The organism is Actinacidiphila sp. DG2A-62, assembly GCF_035825295.1.
Classification (GTDB): Bacteria; Actinomycetota; Actinomycetes; order Streptomycetales; family Streptomycetaceae; genus Actinacidiphila.
Genome location: NZ_JAYMGI010000002.1, coordinates 2,058,601 through 2,084,921, shown reverse-complemented (window position 1 = coordinate 2,084,921; position 26,321 = coordinate 2,058,601). Strand labels below are relative to the sequence as shown.

20 protein-coding genes and 4 pseudogenes are annotated in these 26,321 nt (G+C 73.0%); 7 read left to right on the top strand and 17 right to left on the bottom strand.

Annotated elements, in window-relative coordinates; translation table 11 throughout:
- Positions 1-36: 36 nt before the first annotated feature.
- Positions 37-231 (bottom strand): hypothetical protein, encoded by a 195-nt coding sequence (locus tag VSR01_RS09210; protein WP_326448759.1) that lies wholly within the window; start codon positions 229-231, stop codon positions 37-39.
- 116 nt (positions 232-347) lie between these two features.
- Here VSR01_RS09210 and map point away from each other — a divergent pair, with 116 nt between their 5' ends.
- Both map and VSR01_RS09200 read left to right on the top strand, forming a co-directional pair.
- On the top strand, positions 348-1,205 hold the full coding sequence (map, locus tag VSR01_RS09205) for a type I methionyl aminopeptidase (protein ID WP_326448758.1): 858 nt from the start codon (positions 348-350) through the stop codon (positions 1,203-1,205).
- Positions 1,206-1,361: 156 nt separating this feature from the next.
- Positions 1,362-2,381: a hypothetical protein gene (locus VSR01_RS09200; protein WP_326448757.1), complete on the top strand. Its 1,020-nt coding sequence runs from the start codon at positions 1,362-1,364 to the stop codon at positions 2,379-2,381.
- A 24-nt stretch (positions 2,382-2,405) separates the two neighbouring features.
- On the opposite strand, the gene VSR01_RS09195 is transcribed toward VSR01_RS09200, so the two are convergent.
- Positions 2,406-3,110, bottom strand: a complete 705-nt coding sequence (locus tag VSR01_RS09195) for a bifunctional DNA primase/polymerase (protein WP_326448756.1) — start codon at positions 3,108-3,110, stop codon at positions 2,406-2,408.
- A gap of 191 nt (positions 3,111-3,301) precedes the next feature.
- Positions 3,302-3,874: a hypothetical protein gene (locus VSR01_RS09190; RefSeq protein ID WP_326448755.1), complete on the bottom strand. Its 573-nt coding sequence runs from the start codon at positions 3,872-3,874 to the stop codon at positions 3,302-3,304.
- A 141-nt stretch (positions 3,875-4,015) separates the two neighbouring features.
- Here VSR01_RS09190 and VSR01_RS09185 point away from each other — a divergent pair, with 141 nt between their 5' ends.
- On the top strand, positions 4,016-4,213 hold the full coding sequence (locus VSR01_RS09185) for a hypothetical protein (protein WP_442785425.1): 198 nt from the start codon (positions 4,016-4,018) through the stop codon (positions 4,211-4,213).
- A 115-nt stretch (positions 4,214-4,328) separates the two neighbouring features.
- Here the strand turns inward: VSR01_RS09185 and VSR01_RS09180 are convergent, their stop codons facing one another.
- The gene (locus VSR01_RS09180; RefSeq protein ID WP_326448753.1) at positions 4,329-5,114 is read right to left on the bottom strand and encodes a site-2 protease family protein; all 786 of its coding nucleotides are present in this window, start codon (positions 5,112-5,114) and stop codon (positions 4,329-4,331) included.
- A gap of 24 nt (positions 5,115-5,138) precedes the next feature.
- Here VSR01_RS09180 and VSR01_RS09175 point away from each other — a divergent pair.
- Positions 5,139-6,032, top strand: a pseudogene (locus VSR01_RS09175) (AfsR/SARP family transcriptional regulator); the annotation flags it as partial.
- Positions 6,033-6,147: 115 nt separating this feature from the next.
- Complete coding sequence (locus VSR01_RS09170; RefSeq protein ID WP_326448752.1) at positions 6,148-9,051, top strand: ATP-binding protein; 2,904 nt, start codon at positions 6,148-6,150, stop codon at positions 9,049-9,051.
- A 130-nt stretch (positions 9,052-9,181) separates the two neighbouring features.
- On the opposite strand, the gene VSR01_RS09165 is transcribed toward VSR01_RS09170, so the two are convergent.
- The 5 genes and pseudogenes from VSR01_RS09165 to panB form a co-directional block, all read right to left on the bottom strand.
- A complete protein-coding gene (locus tag VSR01_RS09165) occupies positions 9,182-10,015 on the bottom strand; it encodes an ABC transporter permease (protein WP_326448751.1) in 834 nt (277 codons plus the stop codon).
- 134 nt (positions 10,016-10,149) lie between these two features.
- Positions 10,150-11,136: pseudogene (locus VSR01_RS09160) on the bottom strand (ATP-binding cassette domain-containing protein); the annotation flags it as partial.
- A gap of 105 nt (positions 11,137-11,241) precedes the next feature.
- Positions 11,242-12,060: an anti-sigma factor family protein gene (locus VSR01_RS09155; RefSeq protein ID WP_326448749.1), complete on the bottom strand. Its 819-nt coding sequence runs from the start codon at positions 12,058-12,060 to the stop codon at positions 11,242-11,244.
- Positions 12,057-12,692, bottom strand: coding sequence for a sigma-70 family RNA polymerase sigma factor (locus tag VSR01_RS09150; RefSeq protein WP_442785424.1), 636 nt, complete (start codon positions 12,690-12,692; stop codon positions 12,057-12,059). The genes VSR01_RS09155 and VSR01_RS09150 overlap by 4 nt, the downstream gene beginning before the upstream one ends.
- A 316-nt stretch (positions 12,693-13,008) precedes the next feature.
- The gene (gene panB / locus VSR01_RS09145; protein WP_326448748.1) at positions 13,009-13,890 is read right to left on the bottom strand and encodes a 3-methyl-2-oxobutanoate hydroxymethyltransferase; all 882 of its coding nucleotides are present in this window, start codon (positions 13,888-13,890) and stop codon (positions 13,009-13,011) included.
- Between the two features lie 15 nt (positions 13,891-13,905).
- Between panB and VSR01_RS37695 the strand changes: the two are divergent.
- Both VSR01_RS37695 and VSR01_RS09140 read left to right on the top strand, forming a co-directional pair.
- Positions 13,906-14,229, top strand: a pseudogene (locus tag VSR01_RS37695) (nitrilase-related carbon-nitrogen hydrolase); the annotation flags it as partial.
- Between the two features lie 170 nt (positions 14,230-14,399).
- On the top strand, positions 14,400-15,830 hold the full coding sequence (locus VSR01_RS09140; protein WP_442785423.1) for an NAD+ synthase: 1,431 nt from the start codon (positions 14,400-14,402) through the stop codon (positions 15,828-15,830).
- A gap of 11 nt (positions 15,831-15,841) precedes the next feature.
- Here the strand turns inward: VSR01_RS09140 and VSR01_RS09135 are convergent, their stop codons facing one another.
- The 8 genes and pseudogenes from VSR01_RS09135 to VSR01_RS09100 all read right to left on the bottom strand — a co-directional run bounded on the left by VSR01_RS09135 (position 15,842) and on the right by VSR01_RS09100 (position 26,150).
- Positions 15,842-16,762 (bottom strand): endonuclease/exonuclease/phosphatase family protein, encoded by a 921-nt coding sequence (locus VSR01_RS09135; protein WP_442785659.1) that lies wholly within the window; start codon positions 16,760-16,762, stop codon positions 15,842-15,844.
- A gap of 255 nt (positions 16,763-17,017) precedes the next feature.
- Entirely contained in the window at positions 17,018-17,761 is a 744-nt protein-coding gene (locus VSR01_RS09130) for a TetR/AcrR family transcriptional regulator (protein ID WP_326448746.1), read from the bottom strand.
- Entirely contained in the window at positions 17,758-19,371 is a 1,614-nt protein-coding gene (locus tag VSR01_RS09125) for an MFS transporter (protein WP_326448745.1), read from the bottom strand. The genes VSR01_RS09130 and VSR01_RS09125 overlap by 4 nt, the downstream gene beginning before the upstream one ends.
- A 224-nt stretch (positions 19,372-19,595) precedes the next feature.
- A complete protein-coding gene (locus tag VSR01_RS09120; protein ID WP_326448744.1) occupies positions 19,596-21,287 on the bottom strand; it encodes a glycoside hydrolase family 13 protein in 1,692 nt (563 codons plus the stop codon).
- 136 nt (positions 21,288-21,423) lie between these two features.
- Positions 21,424-22,314: a carbohydrate ABC transporter permease gene (locus tag VSR01_RS09115; protein ID WP_326448743.1), complete on the bottom strand. Its 891-nt coding sequence runs from the start codon at positions 22,312-22,314 to the stop codon at positions 21,424-21,426.
- Positions 22,315-22,327: 13 nt separating this feature from the next.
- Positions 22,328-23,281 carry a carbohydrate ABC transporter permease gene (locus VSR01_RS09110; RefSeq protein ID WP_326448742.1) on the bottom strand — a complete coding sequence of 318 codons (954 nt, stop codon included), beginning with the start codon at positions 23,279-23,281 and terminating at the stop codon, positions 22,328-22,330.
- Between the two features lie 121 nt (positions 23,282-23,402).
- Positions 23,403-24,803 carry an ABC transporter substrate-binding protein gene (locus VSR01_RS09105; protein ID WP_326448741.1) on the bottom strand — a complete coding sequence of 467 codons (1,401 nt, stop codon included), beginning with the start codon at positions 24,801-24,803 and terminating at the stop codon, positions 23,403-23,405.
- Positions 24,804-25,125: 322 nt separating this feature from the next.
- Positions 25,126-26,150: pseudogene (locus VSR01_RS09100) on the bottom strand (LacI family DNA-binding transcriptional regulator).
- Positions 26,151-26,321 lie beyond the last annotated feature (171 nt).

Below are 26,321 nucleotides of genomic sequence, written 5' to 3'. Positions count from 1 at the left end.
AGTCCTGCACCTCTGTCCTGGGCCTCAGCCCGGACCTCAGTCCTGCGCGTCCCACGTGTCGTTGCGCTCGGCCACCCGCTCCATCGCGTGCTCCGCCTCCGCCCGTGTCGGGTACGGCCCGAACCGGTCCTTGGCCGGGCACTCCGGGCCCTCCTCGACCTTCTTGTGCTTGAGGCAGTAGAACCACTCGCCCGGCTTGCCCGCGGGCTTGTTCGCCTTGAACAGCGCCATCGACGGCCTCCTCGTCGTCACCGTGCCCGACCCGCCGCGACGGCCCGGGACAGCCCGCCCGCCGAGGGCGGCCCTAGCGCCATCGTGCCCGATCACCCGCCGATACACTCGTCGGCATGTCTGGTCAGCCACTGCTCGTCCCCGGCACCGTCTCGCCGACCCGGCGCGTGCCCGCGTCGATCCCGCGCCCCGAGTACGTGGGCAGGCCCGGCCCCGCGCCGTACACCGGACCCGAGGTGCAGGACGAGGAGACGGTCGAGCGGATGCGCACCGCCTCGCGGATCGCGGCGCGGGCGATGGAGGAGGCCGCCAAGGCGGTCGCGCCCGGCGTCACCACCGACGAGCTGGACCGGATCGCCCACGAGTACATGGTCGACCACCACGCCTACCCCTCCGACCTGGGCTACCGCGGCTTCCCCAAGTCGCTGTGCACCTCGGTCAACGAGGTGATCTGCCACGGCATCCCCGACTCCACGGTGCTGCGCGACGGCGACATCGTGAACCTCGACGTGACCGCGTACATCCACGGCGTGCACGGCGACTGCAACGCCACGTACCTGGTCGGCGACGTGGACGAGGAGTCCCGGCTGCTGGTCGAGCGGACCCGCGAGTCGCTGGAGCGCGCGATCAAGGCGGTGCGCCCGGGCCGGCAGATCAACGTCATCGGCCGCGTCATCGAGTCGTACGCCAAGCGGTTCGGCTACGGGGTGGTCCGCGACTTCACCGGGCACGGCATCCACACCTCGTTCCACTCCGGGCTGATCATCCCGCACTACGACGACCCGCGGGCGACGACCGTGATGCGGCCCGGCATGACCTTCACCATCGAGCCGATGCTCACGCTGGGCACGCACGAGTACGACATCTGGGACGACGGCTGGACCGTGGTGACCAAGGACCGCAAGCGCACCGCGCAGTTCGAGCACACCCTGGTGGTCACCGCGGACGGCGCGGAGGTCCTCACGCTGCCGTGACCGCCGCGCGGCGGGTCGCCGCGGCCCGATAGGGTGGCGGCGATTTCCGCGAGTGACGCCGACACGGGTGACGCCGATTTTCCCGGTGACGCCGACACCGGTGACGGCGACGCGGGTGACGCCGACGCGAGTGACGCCGAGGGGGGCCGAGGCACCATGATCCGCCGCAGGTTGGGCCGCGGGCTGCGGCTGGGGGCCGCGGCCGCCGCGCTGGCCGCGCCGCTGGCCGGCTGTGTGACCGTGCACGGCGAGCGGGAGAACATCCCCTCGCTGAGCCCGGCCGAGGCGGCCCGGGTGCTCACGCACTTCGCGCAGGTCGACACCGAGGCCGCGCGGACCTACGACGAGAGCTACGTCGCGCAGATCGAGGCCGGGCCGCTGGGCGAGATCGACACCGCGCAGGTGAAGGCCGCGCACACCCAGCACCCCGAGGGCAACGCCGCAGCCGACCCGCTCAAGCTCAGCGACACCAGGTACCTGATACCCCGGCAGGTGGGCTGGCCCAAGTTCTTCGTCGCGGACACCGCGACCAACCGCAGCACCACCGCGCGCTGGGTGCTGCTGTTCCGCCGCGGCTCGGCCGCCGAGCCGTGGCGGGCCGACTACCTCGCGGTGGTCCCGGACGGCGCGATGCCGGCGCTCGCCACCGACCAGGGCGGCCACGTCCTGCCCGTGCCCGCGGACCAGCCCGGACTGCTGGTACGGCCCGACGCGCTCAGCTCCGCCTATGCCGGCTACCTCCAGTCCGGCTCCCGCGCCGCGGACTTCGCGCCCGGCCCCTCGACCACCCAGCTGCGCGCCGACCGCGCGGCCAAGGCCCGAACGCCCGACTCGGTCACCCAGTACGCCGACCAGGCCGACACCGCGGGCGACTTCGCGCCGGCCGCGCTGCGCACCAAGGACGGCGGCGCGCTGGTCTTCTTCGCCACCCGCCACCAGTCCAGGTCCACCTACCGGGCCGGCTTCAACCTGTCCGTCGACGCGAGCACCCGCGCGTTGATGACCGGGACGCCGAAGACGGCGGTGACGCTCGCGCGGGTCGGGCAGCAGCTCGCGACGGTCCCCCTGGCGCCGGGCGGCAAGGACGCGGGGAGCGGCGGCGGGTCCGGCGGGCCGTCGGCCCGGGTGGACTTCCTCAGCCGGCGCACCGGGCTGGTGTCCGCGAAGGGCGAGTGAAACGGCGGGTGAAGCGCGGCGGGCTCAGCGGTCCCAGACCAGCTGCGCGGGCTCCGGCTCGTACCCGAAGCGCGCGCACGCGTCGCTGAGGATGTCCAGGACCAGCAGCGGGTCGGGCAGCGGCAGGTCGGGGCCGTGGCCGGGGAGCCAGCCGACCGCGCCGCCGGAGGCGAGCCGGGACGGCGGCAGCAGGACGTAGCTGCCGCGGCAGTGCCAGCGGATGCCGGGGTGCTCGTCGGCGGTCTCCGGGTGGCAGTCCAGGGCGCACGGCCACCACTCGTCCTCGTCGGCGGGGGTGCCGCGGGTGGCGGTGAAGAACAGCATGCGCGCGTCGCCGAGCAGCGCGACCGGTCCGAACGCGGCGGCGTCGGCGGTGAGACGTTCCAGCGCGAGGTGGCCGGCCTCCGCGGGCACGTCGAGCACGTCGTGGTCGATGCCGGTGGCGGTGACGAAGTTGGCCAGCGGATGGGAGGCCAGCCAGGCAGCGACCGTCTGCGGGTCGGTGCTCGCCTGGGTCTGCCAGGCCATCGACAGCGGGTGCTGGCCCGGCGAGGGACAGCCGATGCGGTCGCACGAACACCCGAAGCCCTCGGGGTGGGCGGCCGGGGCGACCGGGAAGCCGGCCCGCGCGGCGGCCAGCGTCAGGGCGTCCCGGTCGAGGGGGGCGGAAGAGCCAGTGTCCTGCGAGCGGCGTCGCATCCAGCCGGAGACCCTGTTCCTGCCTGCCATCGAGCTCCTTCCCTCGCCCCGCCACCCGCTACGTTACCGCCCCGCCGGCCGCCCCGGACGCCGGGGAGCCGCACACCGCGGGCTACCGCGGCTCCCGGGACCCGTCGCCGGTGAACCGGTTGAGCAGGGTGTGCGGCGTGCCCTCGCCGAGCATGTCGTGGAGACCGGGACCGGCGGTGGCGGCCTCGGCGCTACCAGCGCGGGGGCGGGGTGGTGAGGCGGTCGGCGAGGCGGGCCAGCCGGGAGCGCGATCGGGGCGCGTGCGCCGCGCCCGCGGCGACGAGGTGCTGGGCGGCGTCCAGGGACAGGGCGCGCGGGAGGACCAGCGACTCGTGGGCGACCCCGCGCAGGTCGGCGCCGTCCGTCGCGTCGAGGGCGAGCACCCGCGCCCCGGCCCGCCGCACCGACGCCAAACGGTCGAGGAACGCGTCCTCGACCGCCGCGGGCGCCACCACGAGGACGGTCTCACCGCGCCGCGCCGCCGCCAGCCGCGCCAGGCCCACCGACAGGTGCGGCCGCGCCCCCTCCGGCACCCGGTGGCGCACCAGCGTGGGCGCCAGCTCCGGAGCCGACGCCCAGGCCGCCTCCTCCTCCAGGTGCGCCGCCATGTGCCACGGCTCGTACGCGTGCGTGCCCACCAGCAGCAGCCCGCCGCCGCCCCGCCGCGCGGCGCCCCGCAGCGCCGCCCCGAACTCCCGCGTGGCCTGCGGCCATTCGGTGCCGGTGAGCGCCTCGCGCAGCCGCGCCACCCGTAACGCGTCCATTGCGGCATCCTGCCGTGCCGCTCCGGCGGGGCGCCACCGAACAGGGCCCGAACACCGTGCCCCGTGCGGGGGCGCCCGGCGATGGGGGACAATGGCGGCACGACACGCCGTACCGCCCGTACCCCCTGGGAGCCCCCGCCGATGCCCCGCCTCGCCCTCTACGCCCTCGTCATGTGCCTGCTGGCCGTCGCCGCCGCGGCGGTGTCCTTCGCGAAGGGCAGCTGGCTCGGCATCGTGTGGGTGCTGCTGGCGGGCGTCACCAGCAACATGTGGTGGTACTACCGCCGCAAGGCCAAGGCGGACGCGGCGGCGGCCGACGCGCGGGCCGGTCAGGCGTAGGGCGTCGCGCGGGCCCGTCAGGCGTAGGCCGACGCGCGGGCCGGTCAGGCGTAGGGCGACACGAGGGCCAGTCAGGCGTAGGCGGTTCGGCCGCGCCCCGCCGATCCCCGCCCGGTCAGTTCTTCCAGAACCGGAACAGCGCGTAGCCGTAGTCCGCGTACGAACCGGGCACGTCGAACCAGCCCAGCACGTGGTAGATCGCGTCGAAGAACGTCACGTTCACCGACGGGATCCACAGCACGCCGAACACGAACAGCAGCCCGAACTGCGCGAACGGCTCGACCTGCCGCTTGAACGAGGGCGACAGCCACGGCTCCCATATGCCGTAGCCGTCCAGGCCGGGCACCGGCAGCAGATTCAGCAGCGCCGCGGTCACCTGGAGCATCGCCAGGAACGCGAGCGCGGCCAGGAAGTTCGTCGGCCAGGTGTCGGCGGCGCCGGTCCAGAACGGCACCATCAGCGCGACCGCGAAGACCACGTTGGTCAGCGGCCCGGCCGCCGAGATCAGGCTGTGCCGCAGCCGGCCGCGGATACGTCCGCGCTCGATGTACACCGCGCCGCCGGGCAGGCCGATGCCGCCCATGATCACGAAGATCACCGGGAGCACGACGGACAGCGCCGCGTTGGCGTACTTCAGCGGGTTCAGCGTCAGATAGCCCTTGGCGCCGATGCTCAGGTCGCCGCTGTGCAGCGCGGTGCGGGCGTGCGCGTACTCGTGCAGGCACAGCGAGACCAGCCAGCCGGAGACCACGAACAGGAAGATCGCGAACCGGGCGTCGGAGGCGAACCCGGTCCACACCGCCCAGCCGGACACGGCCATCACCGCGGCGATGCCGAGGAACACCGGGCTGACCCTGGTCTCGCTGCCGCGCTGCACGCGGCGGATCGGGGTGACGCTCATGGGACGGGCTCTCCTGCGGACGGGGTGCGGCGCGGACCCGGCACGCGGGACGCGGCCTGGCCGCCCGATCATGCCATCCGCCGCGGACGCGGCACAGGCCGTACCGGCTCTGCCCTCACCAACGCGCACGGGCGGCGTCGGGTTCCTGCCGAGGGAGGCGGTACGGGCGGGCGGCGCGGCCACCGGGCCGCGGCCGCGTCGCGCTCCCGCCCCGCGCGCCCGCGACGCCGGGCGCGCCCGGGGCCCGCACTCCGTAACAATGGGCCCGTGCGCTACGTGATCCTAGGCACCACCCAGGCCCTGCGCGACGACGGCACGCCCGTGCCGCTCGCCGGCGGGCGGCTGCGCGCGCTGCTGACCGCGCTCGCGCTGCGGCCCGGCCGGGTGGTCGGCGCGGACGCGCTGATCGACGAGGTGTGGGACGGCGACCCGCCCGCCGGGGCGACCGGCGCGCTGCAGGCGCTGGTCGGGCGGCTGCGGCGGGCGCTCGGGCACGCCGCGGTCGGGTCGGTCGAGGGCGGCTACCGGCTGGAGGCGGCCCGCGACGACGTCGACCTCTACCGCTTCGAGCGGATCGCCGAGGAGGGCGGCCGGGCGCTGGCCGACGGCGACCCGGTCAAGGCGGCCGGGCTGCTCGGCGAGGCGCTGGCGCTGTGGCACGGGCCGGCGCTCGCCGACCTGCCGGACCGGGGCACGGCGGCGGTGCGCGCGGAGGCGCTGCGGCTGGGCGCGCTGCGGCAGCGGCTGACCGCGGAGCTGGCGCTCGGCCGGGCCGGCCAGGTGCTGCCGGAGCTGGCCGAGCTGGCCGCGGCCCATCCGCTGGACGAGCCGGTCCACGCGCTGTGGATCCGCGCGCTGCGGGACACCGGGCGCACCGCGGACGCGCTCGGCGCGTACGAGAGTCTGCGCCGCACCCTCGCCGACGAACTGGGCGCCGACCCGAGCGCCGAACTGCGCGCCCTGCACGCCGAACTCCTCAACCCGGCCCCGCTCGCGGCCCCGCTCTCGGTCCCGCCAGGGCCCCGCCGGCGGTGTGGACCACGGCGACGGCGCGTACGCGTACGCGGGGTCCGGGGCCGCGGTGGGCGGCTCCGGCCACGGCGGCCAGGGCGGCCAGGGCGGCTACGGCGACCCGGCCGGCGGCCGGGGACACCGCGCCGCGGACGCCGCGCGGGCGGGCCGCCCCGCGGGCGGCCGCCGCGGCGTCCGCGCGGGAAGGGGCAACGCGCGGGCCCGCCTGACCAGCTTCGTCGGCCGCGAGCGCGACCTGGAGACGGTGCGCGGGGACCTCGCGCGGGCCCGCCTGGTGACGATCACCGGGCCCGGCGGCACCGGCAAGACGCGGCTGTCGCAGGAGGCCGGCGACCTGGTGGCGGACCGCTGGCCGGACGGCGTGTGGTACGCGGAACTGGCCCCGGTGAGCGACCCGGCGACCGTCCCCGAGGCGGTGATCAGCTCGCTCGGCCTGCGCGAGACGCTGCTGCACTCGGGCAGCGCCGCGGAGGCCGCGATCGCCGCAGAGACCAAGCCCAGGGACGCCGCCCGGCAGCTCGCCGACTACTGCGCCGGCCGCAGCCTGCTGCTGGTCCTGGACAACTGCGAGCACGTCATCGACGCCGCCGCGTCCCTCGCCGAGCAGCTCCTCGCCGACTGCCCGGGCCTGGCCGTCCTCGCCACCAGCCGTGAACCGCTGGGCGTGCCGGGCGAGTTGGTACGCCCGCTCGACCCGCTGCCGGACCCCACCGCGCTGCGGCTGCTCGCCGACCGCGGGGCCGCCGCCCGCCCCGGCTTCACGATCGAGGAGGACCCCGCGGCCTGCGCCGAGCTGTGCCGCAGGCTCGACGGGCTGCCGCTGGCCATCGAGCTGGCCGCGGCCCGGCTGCGCAGCCTCTCCCCGCGCCAGCTCGCCGACCGCCTGGACGACCGCTTCCGGCTGCTGACCGGCGGCAGCCGTACGCTGCTGCCGCGCCAGCAGACCCTGCGCGCGGTCGTGGACTGGTCCTGGGACCTGATGGAACGCCCCGAGCGGGTGCTGCTGCGCCGCCTCGCCGTCTTCCGCGGCGGCTGGACCCTGGAGGCGGCCGAGGCGGTCTGCGCCGACCCGGAGCCCGGGGACGCGCACGCGGCGACCGGGCACGCCACGGCCGGGCACCCCGGGACCGGGGAGGCGGCGACCGGGGACGCGGCGACCGCGCACCCCACGGCCGCCGGGTCCGCCACGGCCGCCGGCCGGAGCGCCGCGGGCGAGCGCATAGCCGCCCCCGACACCGCCGCGCTGCTCGCCTCCCTGGTCGACAAGTCGCTGGTGCTCGCCGAGCAGGGCGAGGACGGCGTGCGCCACCGGATGCTGGAGACCATCGCGGAGTACGCCGCCGAGCGGCTCACCGAGTCCGGCGAGCGTGCCGCGGTCGAGGCGCGGCACACCGCGTACTTCCGGGAGTACGTCCGCACCGCCGACCCCAGGCTGCGCGGCGCGGGCCAACTCCTGTGGTTCGAGCGGCTGGAGCGCGAGCACGAGAACCTGCGCGCCGCGCTGCGCCGCGCGGTCGCGGCGGGCGACGAGCAGCAGGCGCTGCAACTGGTGCTCGGCTGCTCGTGGTTCTGGGAGGTGCGCAACTACGTCTCGGAGCGCAGGACCTGGCCGGCCGCGGTGGCGGCGCTCGGCCCCGACCCGTTCGCCGACCCGCTGTCCGACCCGCAGCCGCTGGAGCGCGGACCGCTGGACGACCCGCCGCCGATGGAGGGCGAGCGGCTGCGCGAGGCCCGCCGCTGGGTGCGGCTGATCGACGTCTCGGCGCGCGAGGGCGACGGGCAGTGGTTCGGCGACCCCGACCTCAGCAGCCTCGGCGCCGAACTCGTCCGGGCCTACCCGCCGCACCTGCCGCAGTCCGCCCGGCAGCCGGGCATCATGCGCCCCTTCGGCGCCTTCTTCACCGGCGACTACACCCGGCTGCGCGAGATGATCGACGAGACCGTGCAGGCGTGCCGGACCCACGACCGGCCCTGGGAGCTGGCGTTCTCGCTGCAGATGCGGGCGAAGATCAACAACGACGTCGGCGACCTGCTCGCGGACTCGCTGCGCGACATCGGCGAGAGCCGCCGGCTGTTCCAGCGGATCGGCGACGAGTGGGGCGCCGCCGAGACGCTCGTGGCGGAGGCCGAGGCGTCGATCAACGGCGGCCAGTGGGAGCACGCGATCGAGTGCTGCCGCGAGGGCATCGCGCTGGTCCGCAAGATCGGCTCCGAGCAGTACGTCCCGGTGCTGACCGTGCGGATGGGCGACGCGACCATCAGCGCGGGCCGGCCCGAGGAGGGCGAACGCCTGTTGCGCGAGGGCGTGGCTCAGGCCGAGCGGTTCGGCGCCCACAGCGACGGCGCGGCGTTCTTCGGCCGGATGCTGCTCGCCCTGCACCTGGGCCGCGGCGACCGGGTCGACGAGGCGATGGAGATCGTCGAGCAGGCGCTGAGCGACGCCACCGCGGCCGAGCTGTCCCCGGACGGCGCGCACGGCTTCGTCGCGGGGGTGATCCAGTCCCTCAAGGGCTATCTGACCGGCCGGTCCGGCGACCCGCAGGGCGGTCTGGGCATGATCGCCGAGGGTATCGACGTCCTGGCCCGGCACCCGCTGGCCCATCTGATCAACCCCCGGCTGCCGATCATGCTGGCGCCCGGCACGGTGGAACTGCTGACGCTCCTCGCGGAGCAGGCCCCGGGGGAGGACACGGCCCGGCGGCGGGCGCGGCGCGCGGCCACGCTGACAGGAATGCACGACCGGCTGCGCCCCTCGGTCGTCCCTCCCGCCGAGGCCGAGCGGCTGGAGGAGCTGCGGGCGCGGCTGCGGGCCCTGCTCGGCGAGCAGGAGTACGCGGCCGCGTACGCCGAGGGCGACGGCCCCTCGGTGGAGGAGGCCGTCGCCCTGATGCGCGACGTGGACTGAGCGGTCGCGGGCCGTCGGCACCGCGGCGGGCGGCACCGCGGCGGGCGGCACCGCGGCGGGCGGCACCGCGACGGGCGGCCCCGCGCGGATAGACCCGCGCGGACGGACCCGGCGGCCGTACCGCTCCCGGTCAGGTCTTCTTGCGGAACTGCGCGACCGCCAGCGGCATGGTGACCAGCGTGATGCCGACCGCCCACGCCAGCGTCACCCACACCGAGTGCGCGACCGCGCCGCCGTTGATCAGCGCGCGCGAGGCGTCCGCCAGGTTGGACAGCGGGTTCACCTTGGTGAAGTTCTCCAGCCAGCCCGGCATGGTGGTCGGCTTGGCGAAGATCGAGCTTCCGAACTGCAACGGCATCAGCACCAGCATCGCGACCCCCTGGACCGCCTGGGGCGACTTCATGGTCAGCCCCAGCAGGATGAAGATCCACATCAGTGAGGCGCCGAACACCCCGGACAGCGCCACGGCCGCCAGCAGGTGCGGCACGTCGGTCTCGATGCTCAGCCCCAGCGCGAACCCCATGCCGAGCAGGATCGCGATGGCGATGAGCATGCGGCCGAGCTCGACCACGATCTTGGCGATCAGCACCGAGGACCGCGCGATGGGCATCGTGCGGAACCGGTCCATGACCCCCTTCTTGAAGTCGTCGTTGACCCCGGTGCCCACCGCCATGGCGATGTTCATGCCCATCATCGCCATCAGGCCGGGGATCACGTAGTTCACGTACTCGTGCTGGTGGCCCTTGCCGGTGATCGAGCCGCCGAAGACGTACACGAACAGCAGCGTGAAGATCACCGGCATCAGCAGGGCGTCCATCATGGACTCCGGGTCCTGCTTGATCTGCAGCATGTTGCGGCGCGCCAGGGCGCCGATGTGCCGCAGGTTGGCCCGCAGGCCGATCCTGCCGTCCGCGGCGCCCGTCCTCGGCGGGACGGCGGCCGTCGTCGCGGTCGCCGTGCTCATACCGACACCTCCACCTTCGCGTTGTCGTCGTTGTCGTTGCTGTCGCCCTTGCCGCTGCTGCCGCTGCCGCTGCCGCCGCTGCCGGGGACACCGCCCTTGCCGTCGCCGTCGCCCTGCTCCCGTGCGGGCGCGGCGTCGCCGGACTGCGGCGGCGTCTTCTGGCCGGTGATCGCCAGGAACACCTCGTCCAGGCTCGGCAGATGCGTGCCGATGCCCGCCAGCGCGAAGCCCCGCGTCCCCAGCAGCGAGACCACCGCGGTGAGCTGGTCGTCGCTGAGGATCGGCACGCTGACCAGGCCCTCGGCCGGGTCGGCGGTCGCGCCGGCCACGCCGTCCAGACCCGCTTCCGCGATCGCCGCGGCCATCGCCGCGGCCTGCGCGGGGTCGGCCGGGCGGATCTCCAGCGTGCGACCGCCGACCTTCGCCTTCAGCTCGGCCACCTCGCCCCGGGCGATCACCCGGCCGCGGTCGATGACCGTCAGCTCGTCGGCGAGCTGCTCGGCCTCCTCCATGTACTGGGTGGTCAGCAGCACGGTCGCGCCCTCGGCGACCATCCGCTGCACCTCGTCCCACACCTCGTTGCGGGTGCGCGGGTCCAGGCCGGTGGTCGGCTCGTCCAGGTAGAGCACCGCGGGCCGGCCGATCATGCTCGCCGCCAGGTCCAGGCGGCGGCGCATCCCGCCGGAGTACTGCATCGCCGGGCGGCGGGCCGCCTCGGTCAGCGAGAAGCGCTCCAGCAGCTCGTCGGCCCGGGCCCTGGCGTCCTTGCGGGACAGGTCGAGCAGCCGGCCGATCATATAGAGGTTCTCGCGGCCGGAGAGCTTCTCGTCCACCGAGGCGTACTGCCCGGTCAGGCCGATCACCCGGCGCAGCTGCCGAGGCTGGGTCAGCACGTCGTAGCCGGCCACCCGGGCGCTGCCCGCGTCGGGCTGCACCAGCGTGGACAGCACCCGCACCAGCGTGGTCTTGCCCGCCCCGTTGGGGCCCAGCACGCCCAGGACCGTGCCCTGGCGCACTTCCAGATCCACCCCGTCGAGGGCCTTGGTCTCGCCGTAGTGCTTGACCAGACCCCGCACCTCGACGGCGGCGGTCCTACTGTCGTCAGTACGTCGCGTCGTCATGTCCACCACGATGGCGGACCCCGCCGACACGGCGCCGACACGGCGCTGACACCGCCGCCGACACGGCCGCGCGGGCGGTGTCGGCGGCCTGTCGGCGGCCCGGGGTCACTCCCCGGTCTGGCGGCGCGGCTCGTCGCTCGGCGGCGAGCTGCGGTCCGGGATGCTCACCAGCAGCGTGCCGTCCGAGGCGCGCACGTCGAACCGGCTGATCGCGTCCTTGTGCAGCCCGGACGCGCCGTGCACGGTCAGCGGCAGGGGGTGGTGCCGGGTGCCGTAGCCGTCCGGAGGCACCGACCAGGTGGCCGCGGTCTGCTTGCCGCCGTCGAAGCCGACGGCCTCCAGGCGGCAGATCTTCGGCCCGTAGACGCCGGTCAGCTTCAGGTCCACCGCCGATCCCCAGGCGCGGTCGCTGATCGCGACGTCCGCGGAGACGCCGGTGCCGCGGTCGCTGGCCTTCCAGTCCGCCGAGGCCGCGGGCGTGCCGTGGCCGTCGTCCGAGGTCGCCACGACCGCGATCGCCGGGCCGCCGACCACCAGCACCGCGGCCGCGGCCATCGCGACCAGGCGGCGGCGCCTGCGGGTCCTGCGCTCGTTCGCGACGGTGGCCAGCAGCCGCTCCAGCAGGCCGTCGCCGCTGGGCGGGCCGGCGAACGCCGAGCCGTCCGCGACCGCCGCGGCGAAGCCGCCCGCGGCGCCCGGCCCGCCCGTACGGCCGCCCGTACCGCCGCCCGCACCGGCGAAGGTGCCCGCGACCGGGCCGACGCCGTCCTCGCGCAGCTCCTGGAGCGCCGGCAGCACGCCGCTCAGCTCGTCCAGTTCCCGCCCGCACGCGTCGCACTCGGCGAGGTGCTCCTCGAACGCCGTCATCTCCGCGTCGTCCAGCGCGCCGAGCAGGTAGGCGCCCACGTCCACATGCGGGTTCACGAGGTCGTCACCCCTCTCTCCTCCAGCGCGTTCCGCAGCGCGCGCAGTGCGTAGAACACCCGGGACCTGACGGTCCCCGGCGGCAGCCCGAGCTCCTGCGCCGCCTCGCTGACCGTACGGCCGCGGAAGTACGTCTCGACCAGCGCCTGGCGGTGGGCGGCGGTGAGATCCTGGAACGCGTCGGAGATGGTCATCAGCCGCAGCGAGCGCTCGATCTCGTCGTGCGCCGGCATCTGCTCCAAGGCGGCGGGCGACGTCTCCTGGGGGCGGGCGCTGCGGCTGCGGTGGGTGTCGATCACGATCCTGCGGGCCACCGTCACCAGCCACGGGCGCAGCGAGCGCGCCGACGGGTCCAGGCTCGCGGCGCTCTTCCAGGCGCGCAGTAGCGTCTCCTGCACCACGTCCTCGGCGAGGAAGCGGTCGCCGGCGACCAGGCGCAGCACATACGCGAACAGCGCGCCCGCATGCTCCCGGTACAGGGCCCGCATGAGCTCTTCCTCGGGCTGCGGACCCGACGAGGGCCCGGACGGCGGGCCGGCCGGGTCGGGAGGCTCCAGGGGTGGTCCGTCCACGGCGGCATCCTGCCGTACGGACCGCCGCCGGTCGAGTTCGGGTGGCGCGGACCGGGCCATCAGCGGCCCTCGGCGGCGGTCGGCGCAAGCTGGTGGACGCGGGCGGTCCGGACGGTCATGGCGGTTCCTGTGGTTCCGGGAGCGGCGCCGCCCGTCGGCGGCGCCACCCCCTTGTACGCACGGAAGGCCGGGATGTCTCAAACGTCACGGCGGCAAAACGGAAGCAACCCGGAAGTCTCGCACCAGATGCGCCGGACCCGACGAAACCGCGGGGACGCGCGGAAACCGCCGGACGCCGCCGGACCTGCCGGCAGCGCGGGACCGCCCCGCCGGGAGCGCGGGGTCCGCCCGACCTGCCGCCGACCGCCCGCGGACGTCAGTGGAACGTGTGCTGCTCCGCGGGGAACGCCCCGCCGACCACCTCGTCCGCGTACGCCTTCGCCGCGTCGCCGAGCACCCGCCGCAGGTCGGCGTACTGCTTGGTGAAGCGCGGCACCTTCCCCGACGTCATCCCGGCCATGTCCGTCCACACCAGGACCTGCGCGTCGGTGTGGGGACCCGCGCCGATGCCGATCGTCGGGATGTGCAGCGAGGCGGTGACCTCGGCCGCCACCTCGGCCGGCACCAGCTCCAGCACCACCGCGAACGCGCCGGCCTCCTGCGCCGCCTTGGCGTCGCGGATCAGCTGGTGCGCCGCCTCGTCGCCGCGGCCCTGCACCCGGTAGCCGAGCGTGTTGACGGACTGCGGGGTCAGGCCCAAGTGCGCCATGACCGGGATGCCGGCCTGCACGATCGCCTCGGTCTGGGCCAGCGAGCGCTCGCCGCCCTCCAGCTTCACCGCGCCGACCCCGGCCTCCTTGACCAGCCGGGTCGCGCTGCGCAGCGCCTGGACCGGGCCCTCCTGGTACGACCCGAAGGTCAGGTCGCCCACGATCAGCGCCCGGCTGGTGCCGCGGACCACGGCGGCGGCCAGCATCGCCATGTGGTCCAGCGTCACCGGGACGGTGGTGTCGAAGCCCAGGTGACAGTTGCCCATCGAGTCGCCGACGAGCAGCACCGGGATGCCGGCCTCGTCGAACACCGAGGCGGTCATCGCGTCGTAGGCGGTGAGCATCGGCCACTTCTCGCCGCGCTCCTTGGCCAGCGCCAGGTCCCGCACGGTGATGCGGCGGGTTCCCGAGCCCCCGTAGAGCGCCTTGGGGTTGTCCGTGCCGGAGGACGCCGCGGGCGTCTTCTGGGCAGCAGGAAGTTGCGTCATGGTGACGGCTCCTTCATGTCATCTCGAGGCGCCCTGACGGCGTCCCCGGACCACTTCCATGCTGGCACGCCGCCCCGGCCGCGGAAAGCCGTGCGCGGCGTGACGCGGCAGACAGCGGCGCGGGGACGCCCGCACGCGACATCGCGTCGGTGTGACGATTATGATGGCGGGGTGGCTCACCTACGGATCGTCCTGAATCAGATCGACTCCACCGTCGGCGACATCGCCGGGAACGCCGAGGCGGTGGTCACGTGGTCGCGGCGCGCCGCCGAGCAGGGGGCCCACCTGACGGCCTTCCCGGAGATGATGCTGACCGGCTACCCGGTGGAGGACCTGGCGCTGCGCGCCTCCTTCGTCGAGGCCAGCCGCTCCGCGCTGGTGGCGCTGGCCGAACGGCTGGCCGCCGAGGGCCTGGGGGAGCTGCCGGTGGTGGTCGGCTACCTCGGCCGCAGCGAGAGCGCCCGCCCGACCTACGGCCAGCCAGCCGCGCGCCGCAGAACTGCGCCGCCGTGCTGCACCAGGGCCGCGTCGCGCTGCGCTTCGCCAAGCACCACCTGCCCAACTACGGCGTCTTCGACGAGTTCCGCTACTTCGTGCCCGGCGACACCATGCCGGTGGTCCGGGTCCGCGGCGTCGACGTGGCGCTGGCGATCTGCGAGGACCTGTGGCAGGACGGCGGCCGGGTGCCCGGCGCCCGCGAGGCCGGCGCCGGGCTGCTGCTGTCGATCAACGCCTCCCCGTACGAGCGGGACAAGGACGACACCCGGCTGGAGCTGGTCCGCCGGCGGGCCGCCGAGGCCGGCTGCACGCTCGCCTACCTGGCCATGGTCGGCGGCCAGGACGAGCTGGTCTTCGACGGCGACACGATCGTGGTCGACCGGGAGGGCGGCGTGATCGCGCGCGCCGCGCAGTTCCACGAGGAGAGCGTGGTCCTCGACCTCGACCTGCCGGCGGCGAAGGGCACCGCCCCCAGCGGCCAGGTCGCCGACGGGATGCGGGTCCAGCACGTCACGCTCTCCGACAAGCCGGTCAAGCAGCACAAGAAGGAGTTCCCCGGCCGGCAGGCCGAACCGCTGGGCTACGAGGCCGAGGTCTACGGCGCGCTGGTCACCGGCCTGCGCGCCTACGTCCGCAAGAACGGCTTCCGCTCGGTGCTGATCGGCCTGTCCGGCGGCATCGACTCCGCGCTGGTCGCCGCCATCGCCTGCGACGCGATCGGCGCCGACAACGTCCACGGCGTGTCGATGCCCTCCGCCTACTCCTCCGAGCACTCCAAGGGCGACGCGGCGGAACTCGCCCACCGCACCGGCCTGCACCTGCGCACCGTGCCCATCGCGCCGATGTTCGACGCCTACATGGACGCGCTGAAGCTGACCGGGCTGGCCGAGGAGAACCTCCAGTCGCGGCTGCGCGGCGTGACGCTGATGGCCATCTCCAACCAGGAGGGCCACATCGTGCTCGCGCCGGGCAACAAGAGCGAGCTGGCGGTGGGCTACTCCACCCTCTACGGCGACTCGGTCGGCGCGTACGGGCCGATCAAGGACGTCTACAAGACGCTGGTCTACCGGCTGGCCCGCTGGCGCAACGACGACGCGGCGGCCCGCGGCCAGGTCCCGCCGATCCCGGAGAACTCCATCTCCAAGCCGCCGAGCGCCGAACTGCGCCCCGGCCAGGTCGACACCGACTCGCTGCCGGACTACGACGTGCTGGACCGGGTGCTGGAGCTGTACGTGGACCGCGACCAGGGCCGCGAGGCGATCGTCGCGGCCGGCTTCGACCCGGAGCTGGTGACGCGGGTGCTGAAGCTCACCGACACCGCCGAGTACAAGCGGCGGCAGTACCCGCCGGGCACCAAGATCTCGCCGAAGGGCTTCGGCAAGGACCGCCGGCTGCCGATCACCGACCTGTGGCGCGAGGGCGAGGGCCCGCAGCGCTCGTAGCGGTCGGCAGGCTACGGCAGTTGCAGGCGGGCGGCGACCGGGAGGTGGTCGCTGCCCGTCCTCGGCAGGGTCCACGAGGACCGCGGGTCGACGCCCTTGACCAGGATCTGGTCGATCCTGGCCATCGGGAAGGACGCCGGCCAGCTGAAGCCGAAGCCGTTGCCCGCCGCGCCCTGGGTCGAGCGCAGCTGCGAGGTCACCGACGCCAGCGCCCGGTCGTTCATGGTGCCGTTGAGGTCGCCGAGCAGCACCACGCTGTGCAGCGGCTCGGACGCTATGGCGTGCCCGAGCGCGTCCGCGGCCCGGTCCCGCTGATTCGCGGTGAACCCGGCGTCGAACTTCACCCGTACCGACGGCAGATGGGCCACATAGACCGCGACCGTGCCGTGCGGGGTGGCGACCGCGGCGCGCATCGCCCGGGTCCAGCCCATCCGGATATCCACCGCCCGCACCCCACTGATCGGGTACTTGCTCCACAGCCCGACCGTGCCCTGCACCGAGTGGTACGGGTACGCCGCCTTGAGATCCCTGACGTAACGCGGCTGTTCGCTGACCGCCAGCTCCTCCAGCGCCACCACGTCCGCACCCGCCGCGGCCACGTCGCGGGCGGTGCCGTCCGGGTCGGGGTTCTCGGCGTTGACGTTGTGCGTCAGCACCATGAGGTCGCCGCCGGAGGCAGACTTGGGTGCGACCAGACCGCCGAAGAGGTTCAGCCACACCGCGATCGGCAGCAGCAGCGCGATCAGCGCGGTCGCCGAGCGGCGCGCCACGGCGACCGCCAGCAGCACCGGGATCGCCAGCCCCACCCAGGGCAGGAACGTCTCCAGCAGACTGCCCAGATTCCCTATCCGGTTGGGGATGTCGGAGTGCAGGAACAGCAGCAGCGTCAGCACCACGGCCAGGGCCGCGGTGACGATGCCGCGCCGCCACATGCCCTCCGGGCGCCACCAGCGCAGAAAACGGGTGCGTGCGCCGCGCGGCCCCGGCGCAGGGGCCGGATGCGACACGGGCTCGCCGTCCTGAGTCGCTTCCGTGCCGCCGTACGCCTGCGTCATGAGCCAACCTCGCTGCCGTGCCGGATGTGCTCCCGACCCTACGGGGTCGATATGTGAACCGACGGGCCGCGGGGGGTCATGGGTTCCGCGATGTGCTGCGTTCGGGTGGCCTGTGACAAGACCATCACATACTCAGGGGCGCGGCCTCATTCCGGTGAGCAGCGTGTCCACGACGCGTTCGGCCAGGTCCTCGGGCAGGGCCGCGCCGGGACGCAGGGTGGCGCGGGCGAGGACCGGGCCGACCACCATGTCGCACAGCAGGTCCACGTCGTCGCCCAGGTCGGGGCGGATCTCCCCGGAGGCGATGCCGTCCTCCAGCAGGTCCATCAGCAGGTGGCGGCGCTTGGCCACCACGGTGTCGTGATAGCGCTGCCAGAGCACGCTGTTGCTGTGCACCTGCGCGAGTATCGACCGCAGCAGCGCCGACTCCCGCTTGGCCAGGCTGCGCTGCCGGATGTACTCCACGGCCGAGATCAGGTCCGTGCGCAGCACGCCGGTCCGCTTCTTGTGGGGCGGCGCGGTCTCCGCGACGGCGATCACGTCGAGCAGCAGCGCGTCCTTGTTGGGCCAGCGTCGGTAGACCGTCGCCTTGCCGACGCCGGCCTCGCGGGCGATGCGCTCCATCGACAGCTCGGCGAAGCTCGTCCCCTCCGAGACCAGCCGCAGCACGGTGTCCACGACGCTCTGCTCGACGCCGGCGTCCCGGGGTCGGCCGCGCCGGGACGCGGACACCGAGAGGGCTGCGCACCCGGCGTCCGCGTCCGGCCCCGTGCCCGGCCCCGCCGCGATGACCTGGGCCGCGGCGGCGTCCTTGGTGTCCCTGGCGCCGGACTCCTGCTCCTGAGCGGGGTGGTGCGGGTGGTGCGGAGAGGTCACTGCTCTGCACCCACCATGTCGCGTTCCTCGGTGTCGCGCGGCGCGGCCTTCTCGGGCGCGGCCTTGGGCGGCAGGAAGAGCAGCGCGACCAGCGCGCCGAAGAGCGCCACGCCGGCCGAGGCCGCCGCGGTGATGTGCATGGCGTGCAGGAACGCGTCGTTGGCGGGCTGCACCAGCGACTGGCCGCGCGGGCCGAGCCGGTCCGCGACGCCGAGCGTGGCCTCGATCGACTCGCCCGCGGCGTGCCGGGCGGACGGGGGCAGCGCGTTCAGGTGGTCGTCGATCCCGTTGCGGTACAGCGTGGACATCAGCGAGCCGAGCACCGCGACGCCCAGCGCACCGCCGACCTGACGGAAGGTGTTGTTGACCGCCGAGCCGGAGCCCGCCTTCTCCCGCGGCAGCGAGGACATGATCATCACGGTGGCCGGCGGCATGACGTGCGCCATGGCCGTGCCCATCAGGAAGAACAGGACCTCCAGCACCCAGATCGGGGTGCTCTGGCCGAGCAGCAGGAAGCCGAGGAAGGCGATGCCGGTCAGCGCCATGCCGCCGGCGCACACCAGCCGGGCGCCGATCCGGTCCACGAGTATCCGGGCGCGCGGCGCGAAGACCATCTGCGCGGCGGCCAGCGGGAGCAGCAGCAGGCCGGACTGCAGGGCGCTGTAGCCGCGGACGGACTGGGTGTAGAAGACGATGAAGAACGTCACGCCCATCAGCGCGAAGAAGACCAGGCCGATCGCCGCCACGGAGGCGGAGAACTGCCGCTTCTTGAAGTACCGGACGTCCAGCGCCGGGTGGTCGCTGCGCGACTCGTACCAGACGAAGCCGGCCAGCACGAGCACGCCGGCCAGGGAGGTGACCCACACCTCGGGGCGGGTGAAGTCGCCGTACTGGCCGCCCTTGATGATGCCGTAGATCAGCAGCACCAGGCCGGCGATCGAGGTGAGCACGCCGACCGGGTCGAGCTTGCCGGGCCTGGGGTCCTTGGAGTCCGGAACGATGACGAACATCGCTATCAGACCGGCGATCACGATCGGGACGTTGACCAGGAAGACCGAGCCCCACCAGAAGTGCTGCAGCAGCACGCCGCCGGTGATCGGGCCGACCGCGATCGCGAGGCCGACTACACCGGCCCAGATGCCGATCGCGCGCGGCTGCTCCTCGCGCTCGAAGACGTTCATGATGATGGCGAGGGTGGCGGGCATGATGAACGCGCCGCCGAGGCCCATCACTCCGCGCCAGGCGATGAGTTCGCCCGCCGAGCCGGCGAACGCGGACAGCGCGGAGCCCGCGCCGAACACGAACATGCCGAAGAGCAGCACCTTCTTGCGTCCGAGCCGGTCGCCGAGCAGGCCCGCGGTGAACAGCAGGCCGGCGAAGACCAGGGTGTAGGAGTTGATCGCCCACTCCAGCTCGCTCTGGGTCGCGCCCAGGCCGGTGGGGGAGGGCTGGGCGATCGTCTTCATCGCCACATTGAGGATGGAGTTGTCCAGCACCACTACGAGCAGGCTGAACAGCAGCACGGTGAGGATCGCCCACCGGCGTCGGTGGATCGCCTCCGGAACGGTGGAGCCCGCGGCGGGGCCCGGAGTCGTCGAGGTAGCAGCCATGAGAACAAGCGTACGGTGATTTTCGATACGGCCCCGTCTCGTATCGTAAAGATCCGGCAAAGCCTGGACGGCGGGCCTGGGCCTGGGCCGCGGGTCCGGACGCGGGCCGGGACTCGGGCTCGGGACTCGGGCTCGGGACGCGGGCTCGGGACGCGGGCCCGGGCACGGCGAAGGGGCCCGCGACGGATCGCGGGCCCCGGAGCGGACGCGGGATCGGCGGCGGCTCAGTCGCGCAGCCAGACCGCGGTGTCCCGCGGCAGCCTCCCCTCGGGCGTGAGCGGCCCGGAGGTGAGCAGCAGCTCGCCGTGCGGCGGCAGCTCCACGGCCTCGGGGGAGAGGTTGACCACGCAGGAGAAGCGCTCGCCGCGGCGGAAGGCGAGCACGCCCGGCGCCGCGGCCAGCCACTCCAGCGGCCCGTCGCCGAGGCCCGGCTCCGCCTTGCGCAGCGCGATGGCCGCCCGGTACAGCGACAGCATCGACGCCGGGTCCGCGGCCTGCACCTCGGCGGTGCGCGCCGCCCAGTCCGCCGGCTGCGGCAGCCACGGCTCGGCCGACCCGGCGGGACCGAACCCGAACGGCGCGCGGTCGCCGGACCACGGCAGCGGCACCCGGCAGCCGTCGCGGCCCGGGTTGGCGCCGCCCGAGCGCAGGTACATCGGGTCCTGCAGCCGCTCCACCGGGATGTCCTCGACCTCCGGCAGGCCCAGCTCCTCGCCCTGGTAGAGGTAGACCGAGCCGGGCAGCGCGAGCGTCAGCAGCGCGGCCGCCCGGGCCCGCCGGGTGCCCAGCTCCAGGTCGGTGGGCACCCCGAACGCCTTGGTGGCGAAGTCGAAGCCGGTGTCCGCGCGGCCGTAGCGGGTGACGGTGCGCGTCACGTCGTGGTTGCACAGCACCCAGGTGGCCGGCGCCCTCACCGGCGCGTGCGCGGCCAGCGTCACGTCGATCGAGGCGCGCAGCCGCTCCGGCTCCCACGGGCAGGACAGGAAGTCGAAGTTGAACGCGGTGTGCATCTCGTCGGGCCGCAGGTAGCGGGCGAACCGCTCGGCGTCCGGCAGCCACACCTCGCCGACCAGGATGCGGGTGCGCGGCGCCCCACCGGGCCGGACATTGTTGTCGGCAGCCGTCCCCGAGCCGGCCGAGTACGCGTCGGCCACCCGCCGCCAGGAGCGGTAGATGTCGTGCAGCTCGTCGCGGTCGATGTACGGGTGCGGCGCGGCCGGGTCGTCGGTCAGGTCGGGCAGCAGCGGGTCCTTGCAGACCATCGCGGCCGAGTCGATGCGCACCCCGCCGGCGCCGCGGTCGAACCAGAACCGCAGGATGTCCTCGTGCTCGGCCCGCACCTGCGGGTGGTTCCAGTTGAGGTCGGGCTGCTCGGAGTCGAAGAGGTTCAGGAACCAGTCGCCGGGCGTGCCGTCCGGGTCGGTGGTGCGGGTCCAGGCTGGCCCGCCGAACTGCGAGGGCCAGTTGTTCGGGGGCAGTTCGCCGTGCTCGCCGCGCCCGGGCCGGAACCAGAACCGTTCCCTGGCCGGGTGGCCGGGCCCGCCGGCCAGCGCCTCGCGGAACCACGGGTGCGCGGCCGAGATGTGGTTGGGCACGATGTCGATGATCGTCCTGATGCCCAGCGCCAGGGCCTCGGAGATCAGCTTCTCGGCCTCGGCGAGGGTGCCGAAGACCGGTTCGACGTCCCGGTAGTCGGCGACGTCGTAGCCGCCGTCGGCCATCGGCGAGGGGTACCAGGGGTTGAACCACAGGGCGTCGACGCCCAGCTCGGCCAGGTACGGGAGGCGGGACCGCACCCCGGCGAGGTCGCCGGTCCCGTCGCCGTTGCTGTCGGCGAAGCTACGCGGATAGACCTGGTAGATGACCGCGCCGCGCCACCAGTTCTCGTCGGCCTCGGGCTGAGGGGTGTCTGCCACGTCAACGTCCTTTCGGGCAGGTGGGACCCCGCCGCCGGCCCCGGTTGGCGGGGATCGGATGGAGGGACCGGCGGCGGAGTGCTGATGGGTGGTGCGTACGTCGTGCGGGGTGCGCGGGTGCGGGACGCGCGGGCGGTCAGCCCTTGAGGCTGCCCGCCGTCAGGCCGGACATGATGTTGCGCTGGAAGAGCAGGAAGATCAGCAGCGTCGGCACCGCGGAGATCGCCAGCGCCGCGATGAGCACGTTCTGCGGCACGCCCTGGGACAGCGAGTTGATGCCGATGTTGATCGGCTGCTTCGTCGGGTCGGGCTCCACCAGCATCGGCCAGAGGAAGTCCTTCCAGACGTTCACCACCGCGAAGATCGACACCACGCCGAGGATCGGCCGGGACATCGGCAGCACGATGGACACCAGCGTGCGGGTCGGGCCCGCGCCGTCGATCGCGGCGGCCGCCATCAGGTCGTTCGGGATCGAGTCGAAGAAGCGTTTGAGCAGGAAGATGTTGAAGCCGTTGGCGACCGTCGGCAGCCAGATCGCCCACGGGTGGTTGATCAGGTTGACGTGCAGCAGCGGCAGGTCGAGCACGGTCATGTACTGCGGGATGATCAGCACCGCGGCCGGGATCATCAGCGTCGCGAGCATCGCGCCCAGGATCACGTTGCCCAGCACCGGGCGGAGCTTGGACAGCGCGTAGGCCGCGGAGACGTCGAAGACCAGCTGGAAGGCGAGCGCGCCGAAGGCGTAGTACAGGGTGTTCCACAGCAGCCGGGCGAGCTTGAGCTGCGTCCAGGCCGTCTTGTAGTTGGACGGCTGGGCGTGGTGCGGGAAGAGCGTCGGCGGGTTGTGCAGCACCTCGTGCACCGACTTGAAGCCGCTGGTCGCCATCCAGTACAGCGGGCCGACGAAGACCAGCGTGAAGACGACCAGCACCACCGACAGCACGGTCCAGTAGACGATCTTGCCCTTGCGCCGGGCCAGCGACGCCGAGGAGATCAGCGTCCGGTTCTGGGGGGTGAATTCTGCCATGACGCGATCCCTCCTAGTCGCTGTTCCGGCTCAGCCGTGCGTACAGGGCGGAGAATCCGGCGAGTACGAGGAGCAGGAAGAGGCCGAGCGCTGCGGCGCCGCCGAAGTTGTTGTAGCGGTATCCGTACTGGTAGACCATGTAGACCACGGTCATCGTGGAGTTCTCCGGGCCGTTTCCGCCGGCCATCAGGTACACGTTGGTGAATTCCTGCATCGTCGCCACGATCTGCAGCAGCAGCATCAGCGACAGCACCAGCCGGGTCTGCGGGATCGTGACGTGCCAGATCTTGCTCCACAGGCCTGCCCCGTCCAGGTCGGCGGCCTCGTACAGCTCACCGGGGATGTTCTGCAGCGCGGCCAGGTAGATCAGCGTGGCGCTGCCCATGCTCATCCAGGTCGCCGCGATCACCACCGAGATCATCGCCGTGTGCGAGGAGTCCAGCCATTGCGACGTCGGCAGGTGGAAGAACGACAGGATGTGGTTGAACAGCCCGTACTCGGGGTTGTAGAAGTACTTGAACAGCAGCGCGCCGGCCACCGGCGGGAGCATCACCGGCAGGTAGACCAGAATGCGCAGATAAGCCCGCGCGTGCCGCAGCTCGTTGAGCAGGATGGCCACGAAGAACGGCACCGCGAAACCGATCACCAGCGCGTAGAGGGTGAATTCGGCGGTGTTCTTCCACGCCGTCCAGAAGTACGGGTCGTGGTAGACGGTCTTGATGTTGTGCAGGCCGACCCAGCTGGTCACGCCGCGCCTGGTCTGCTGGAAGCTCATGATGAACTCCCGGACCATCGGGTACCAGGAGAACAGGCCGAAGCAGAGGATCGCGCCGATCAGGAACCCGTAGGCCTGGAGGTTGTGGGCCACCGTGCGGCTCAGGCCCCGGCGGCCGCCTGCGGGCTGCGGGCCCGATGCGCGCCCGGCGTGGCGCTTGGTCGTTTTCTCGGGGACGGTCGTCGCCGCCATGGGGGCTCCTCGGCTGGGAACGGTGCGGACAGGGCGCACGGGGCCCGGGCGCGGTGCGCGGGGCGCGTCCGTGTCGCGCCCGCGGGGGCCGGTCGCCGACCGGCCCCCGCGGGCTGCGCTGCTACTGGCCGGCGGCCAGCAGCTGGTCCGCCTGGCTGGAGGCGGTGGACAGGAGCTTGCCGATGTTGGCGTTCTTGTCGGTCAGCACACCGGACATCACGGTGTCCAGCACGGTGTAGAGCTTCTGCGCGTTCGGCGGCTCGGCCTTCACCGGCACCTGCGCGTCCACGTAGCTCTTGTAGTTGGCGACCGGGACGGTGGCGTACTGGGTCTTGTCCGCGGTGTCGGTGGCCTTGGCCTGGCCGGTGAAGAAGAACGGCTGCGGCAGGCCGACCGGGATGCCGTCCGCCTTGTTGCGGGCGTAGTTGAACTGGCCCTTCTTCAGGGTCAGGAACTTGAAGTTGATCCAGGCGATGCCGGCCTTGATCTGGTCCGGGCTGTCCGACTTCTTGAAGAAGTAGTCGTTGCCGCCCATCAGCGAGGTCTTGCCGCCGGGGATCGGCGCCATGCCGAGGTCGTCGTAGTTCGCGCCGTACTGCTGGACCATCAGCTGGATGTCGTCGGGGGCGGCGAGGTACATGCCGATCTGCCCGGCGCCCATCGCCTTCTGGCTCTCGCCCCACGCCTTGCCGGGGCTGGCCGGCATGCTGTTGTCGACCCAGCGCATGTCGTGGATGGTCTGCAGGATCTGGGTGGCCTCGGGGCCGTTGAACGCGGCCTTGGTGCCGTCCTGGCTGACCACGTTGTTGCCGGCGCCGTAGAGCGCGGATGTCAGGTGCCAGCCGCCCTGGTTGCCGGCGCCGTACTCGAAGAAGCCGTGGATGCCCTTGCTGCCCAGCTTGTCCTGGATGACCTTGGCGTCCTGCCGGATCTCGTCCCAGGTGGTCGGCGGCCGGTCGGGGTCGAGGCCGGCCTCCTTGAAGATCTTGCGGTTGTAGATCAGGCCCATCGAGTAGTTCGTGGTGGGCAGGCCGTAGAGCTTGCCGTCGTCCTTGAGGATGTTCAGGACGTTGGGGTCGATGTCCTTGAGGTTCGGCACCGTCTTGTCGTTGACGTACGCGCTGATGTCGGCGGCCTGGCCGGCGTCGAGGACCTGGTTGAGGTCGGTGACGTAGCTGTAGAAGACGTCGGTCTCGGACTGGCCCTGGAGCTGGGCGGTGAACTTGTCCGGGTCCTCGCAGGGGAACGTGTCCTTGCTCTTGATCGTCACGTTCGGGTACGTCTTGTTGAACTCGGCGACGTCGTCGATCCACTGCTTGCGCTCGGCCTTCTTGGTGGTCGGCGGCTCACAGTCGACGCTGATGGTGACCTTGGTCTTGGGGTCCAAGGGGGTCCCGGCCGAAGCGCTGCTGGCCTTGCTGCCGGAGTCGTCCTTCTTGTCGCTGGAACACGCCGCGCCGGCCAGGCCGATGCCTGTGACCAGCGCGACCGCCACCAGTCTGCGGTAGCCGATTCTGCTCATTTCGCAAACCCTTCCCCTGAACCACTGCGCGTCGTTGGACTGCACTCTGGGACCCCCGTGGCACATGGCGGCCATGATGTCCGGCGCAGGTGCTGCGCCGCCGTCCCGGGTTGGCTCAACGTACTTAACCCGATAGATGTCCGCAAGATGTCGCGTGAATTTCGCAAAGACACGACTTGGTCACGGGGGCGGCGGTGACAGTGGGGCGATGGGGGACCGGTCGCTCGATGGCTCCGGGGGCGGACGCGCGGCGGCGCCGGGGGTCGGGAGAGCGCTCTCCCGACCCCCGGCGCCGCCGTCGCCGCAGGTCGCGGACCCCGGGTCAGGCGTTCGCGCGAGCCTCCGGGTGCGGGATGCGGGCGGCGTCGCGGACCGGTCCGGTGGAGCCGCGCACCACCAGCTCCGGCTCGAAGAACAGCTCGTCGTGGTCGACCGAGGCGCCGCTGATCTCGCCGGCCAGCAGGTCCACCGCGGCCCGGCCCATCGCCTCGATCGGCTGGCGGACCGTGGTCAGCGGCGGCTCGGTGCAGTTCATCAGCGAGGAGTCGTCGTAGCCGATCACCGACACGTCCTCGGGAACCGACAGCCTGCGGCGGCGCGCGGCTCTGATGGTGCCCAGCGCCAGCAGGTCGGAGGCGCAGATGAACGCGGTGATGCCGCGGGACAGCAGCCGGCTGGCGGCGGCCTGGCCGCCCTCCAGGGTGAACAGCGCGTGCTCGACGGTCACCGAGGGGTCGACCCGGCGGGCGGCGGCGAGCTTGCGCCGCGACGGCACGTGGTCCGGCGGGCCCAGCACCAGGGCGATCCGCTGGTGGCCCAGCGAGATCAGATGGTTCATCGCCTGCTCCACCGCCACCGCGTCGTCGCAGGAGACCCGCGGGAAGTCCAGGTGGTCGATGGCGGCGTTCATCAGCACGGTCGGCAGGTTGCGCTCGGCCAGCCGCGCGTAGTGGTCGTGCGGGGACTCGGCCTGGGCGTAGAGGCCGCCGAAGAAGACCACGCCGGAGACGTGCTGCTGGAGCAGCAGCTCCACGTAGTCGGCCTCCGAGACCCCGCCGGCGGTCTGGGTGCACAGCACCGGTGTGAAGCCCTGCTGGGCGAGCGCCCCCCGACCACCTCCGCGAAGGCCGGGAAGATCGGGTTCTGCAGCTCGGGCATGACCATGCCGACCAGGCGGGCGCGTTCCCCGCGCAGCTGGGTGGGCCGTTCGTATCCGAGCACGTCAAGGGCGGTGAGCACCGCGGCCCGTGTGGCGTCGGAGACTCCCGGCTTCCCGTTCAGCACCCGGCTGACGGTGGCCTCGCTCACCCCGACCTTCTTTGCCACCTCGGCAAGTCGTCGTGTCATGGCGTCGATTCTAGTACAGGAGGCGCAAGTTTCTTGCGGTCAATTTGCGTGATCTCTGCAAGTCATCCAGATTTTGCGAAATCTGATCGACATATTGCTGGGATGTGTCCACCCTCCCTAGCGTGTGCGGAACCTCTTGAGCGACCGGGTTCCCTTCTCACGGAACGCCGT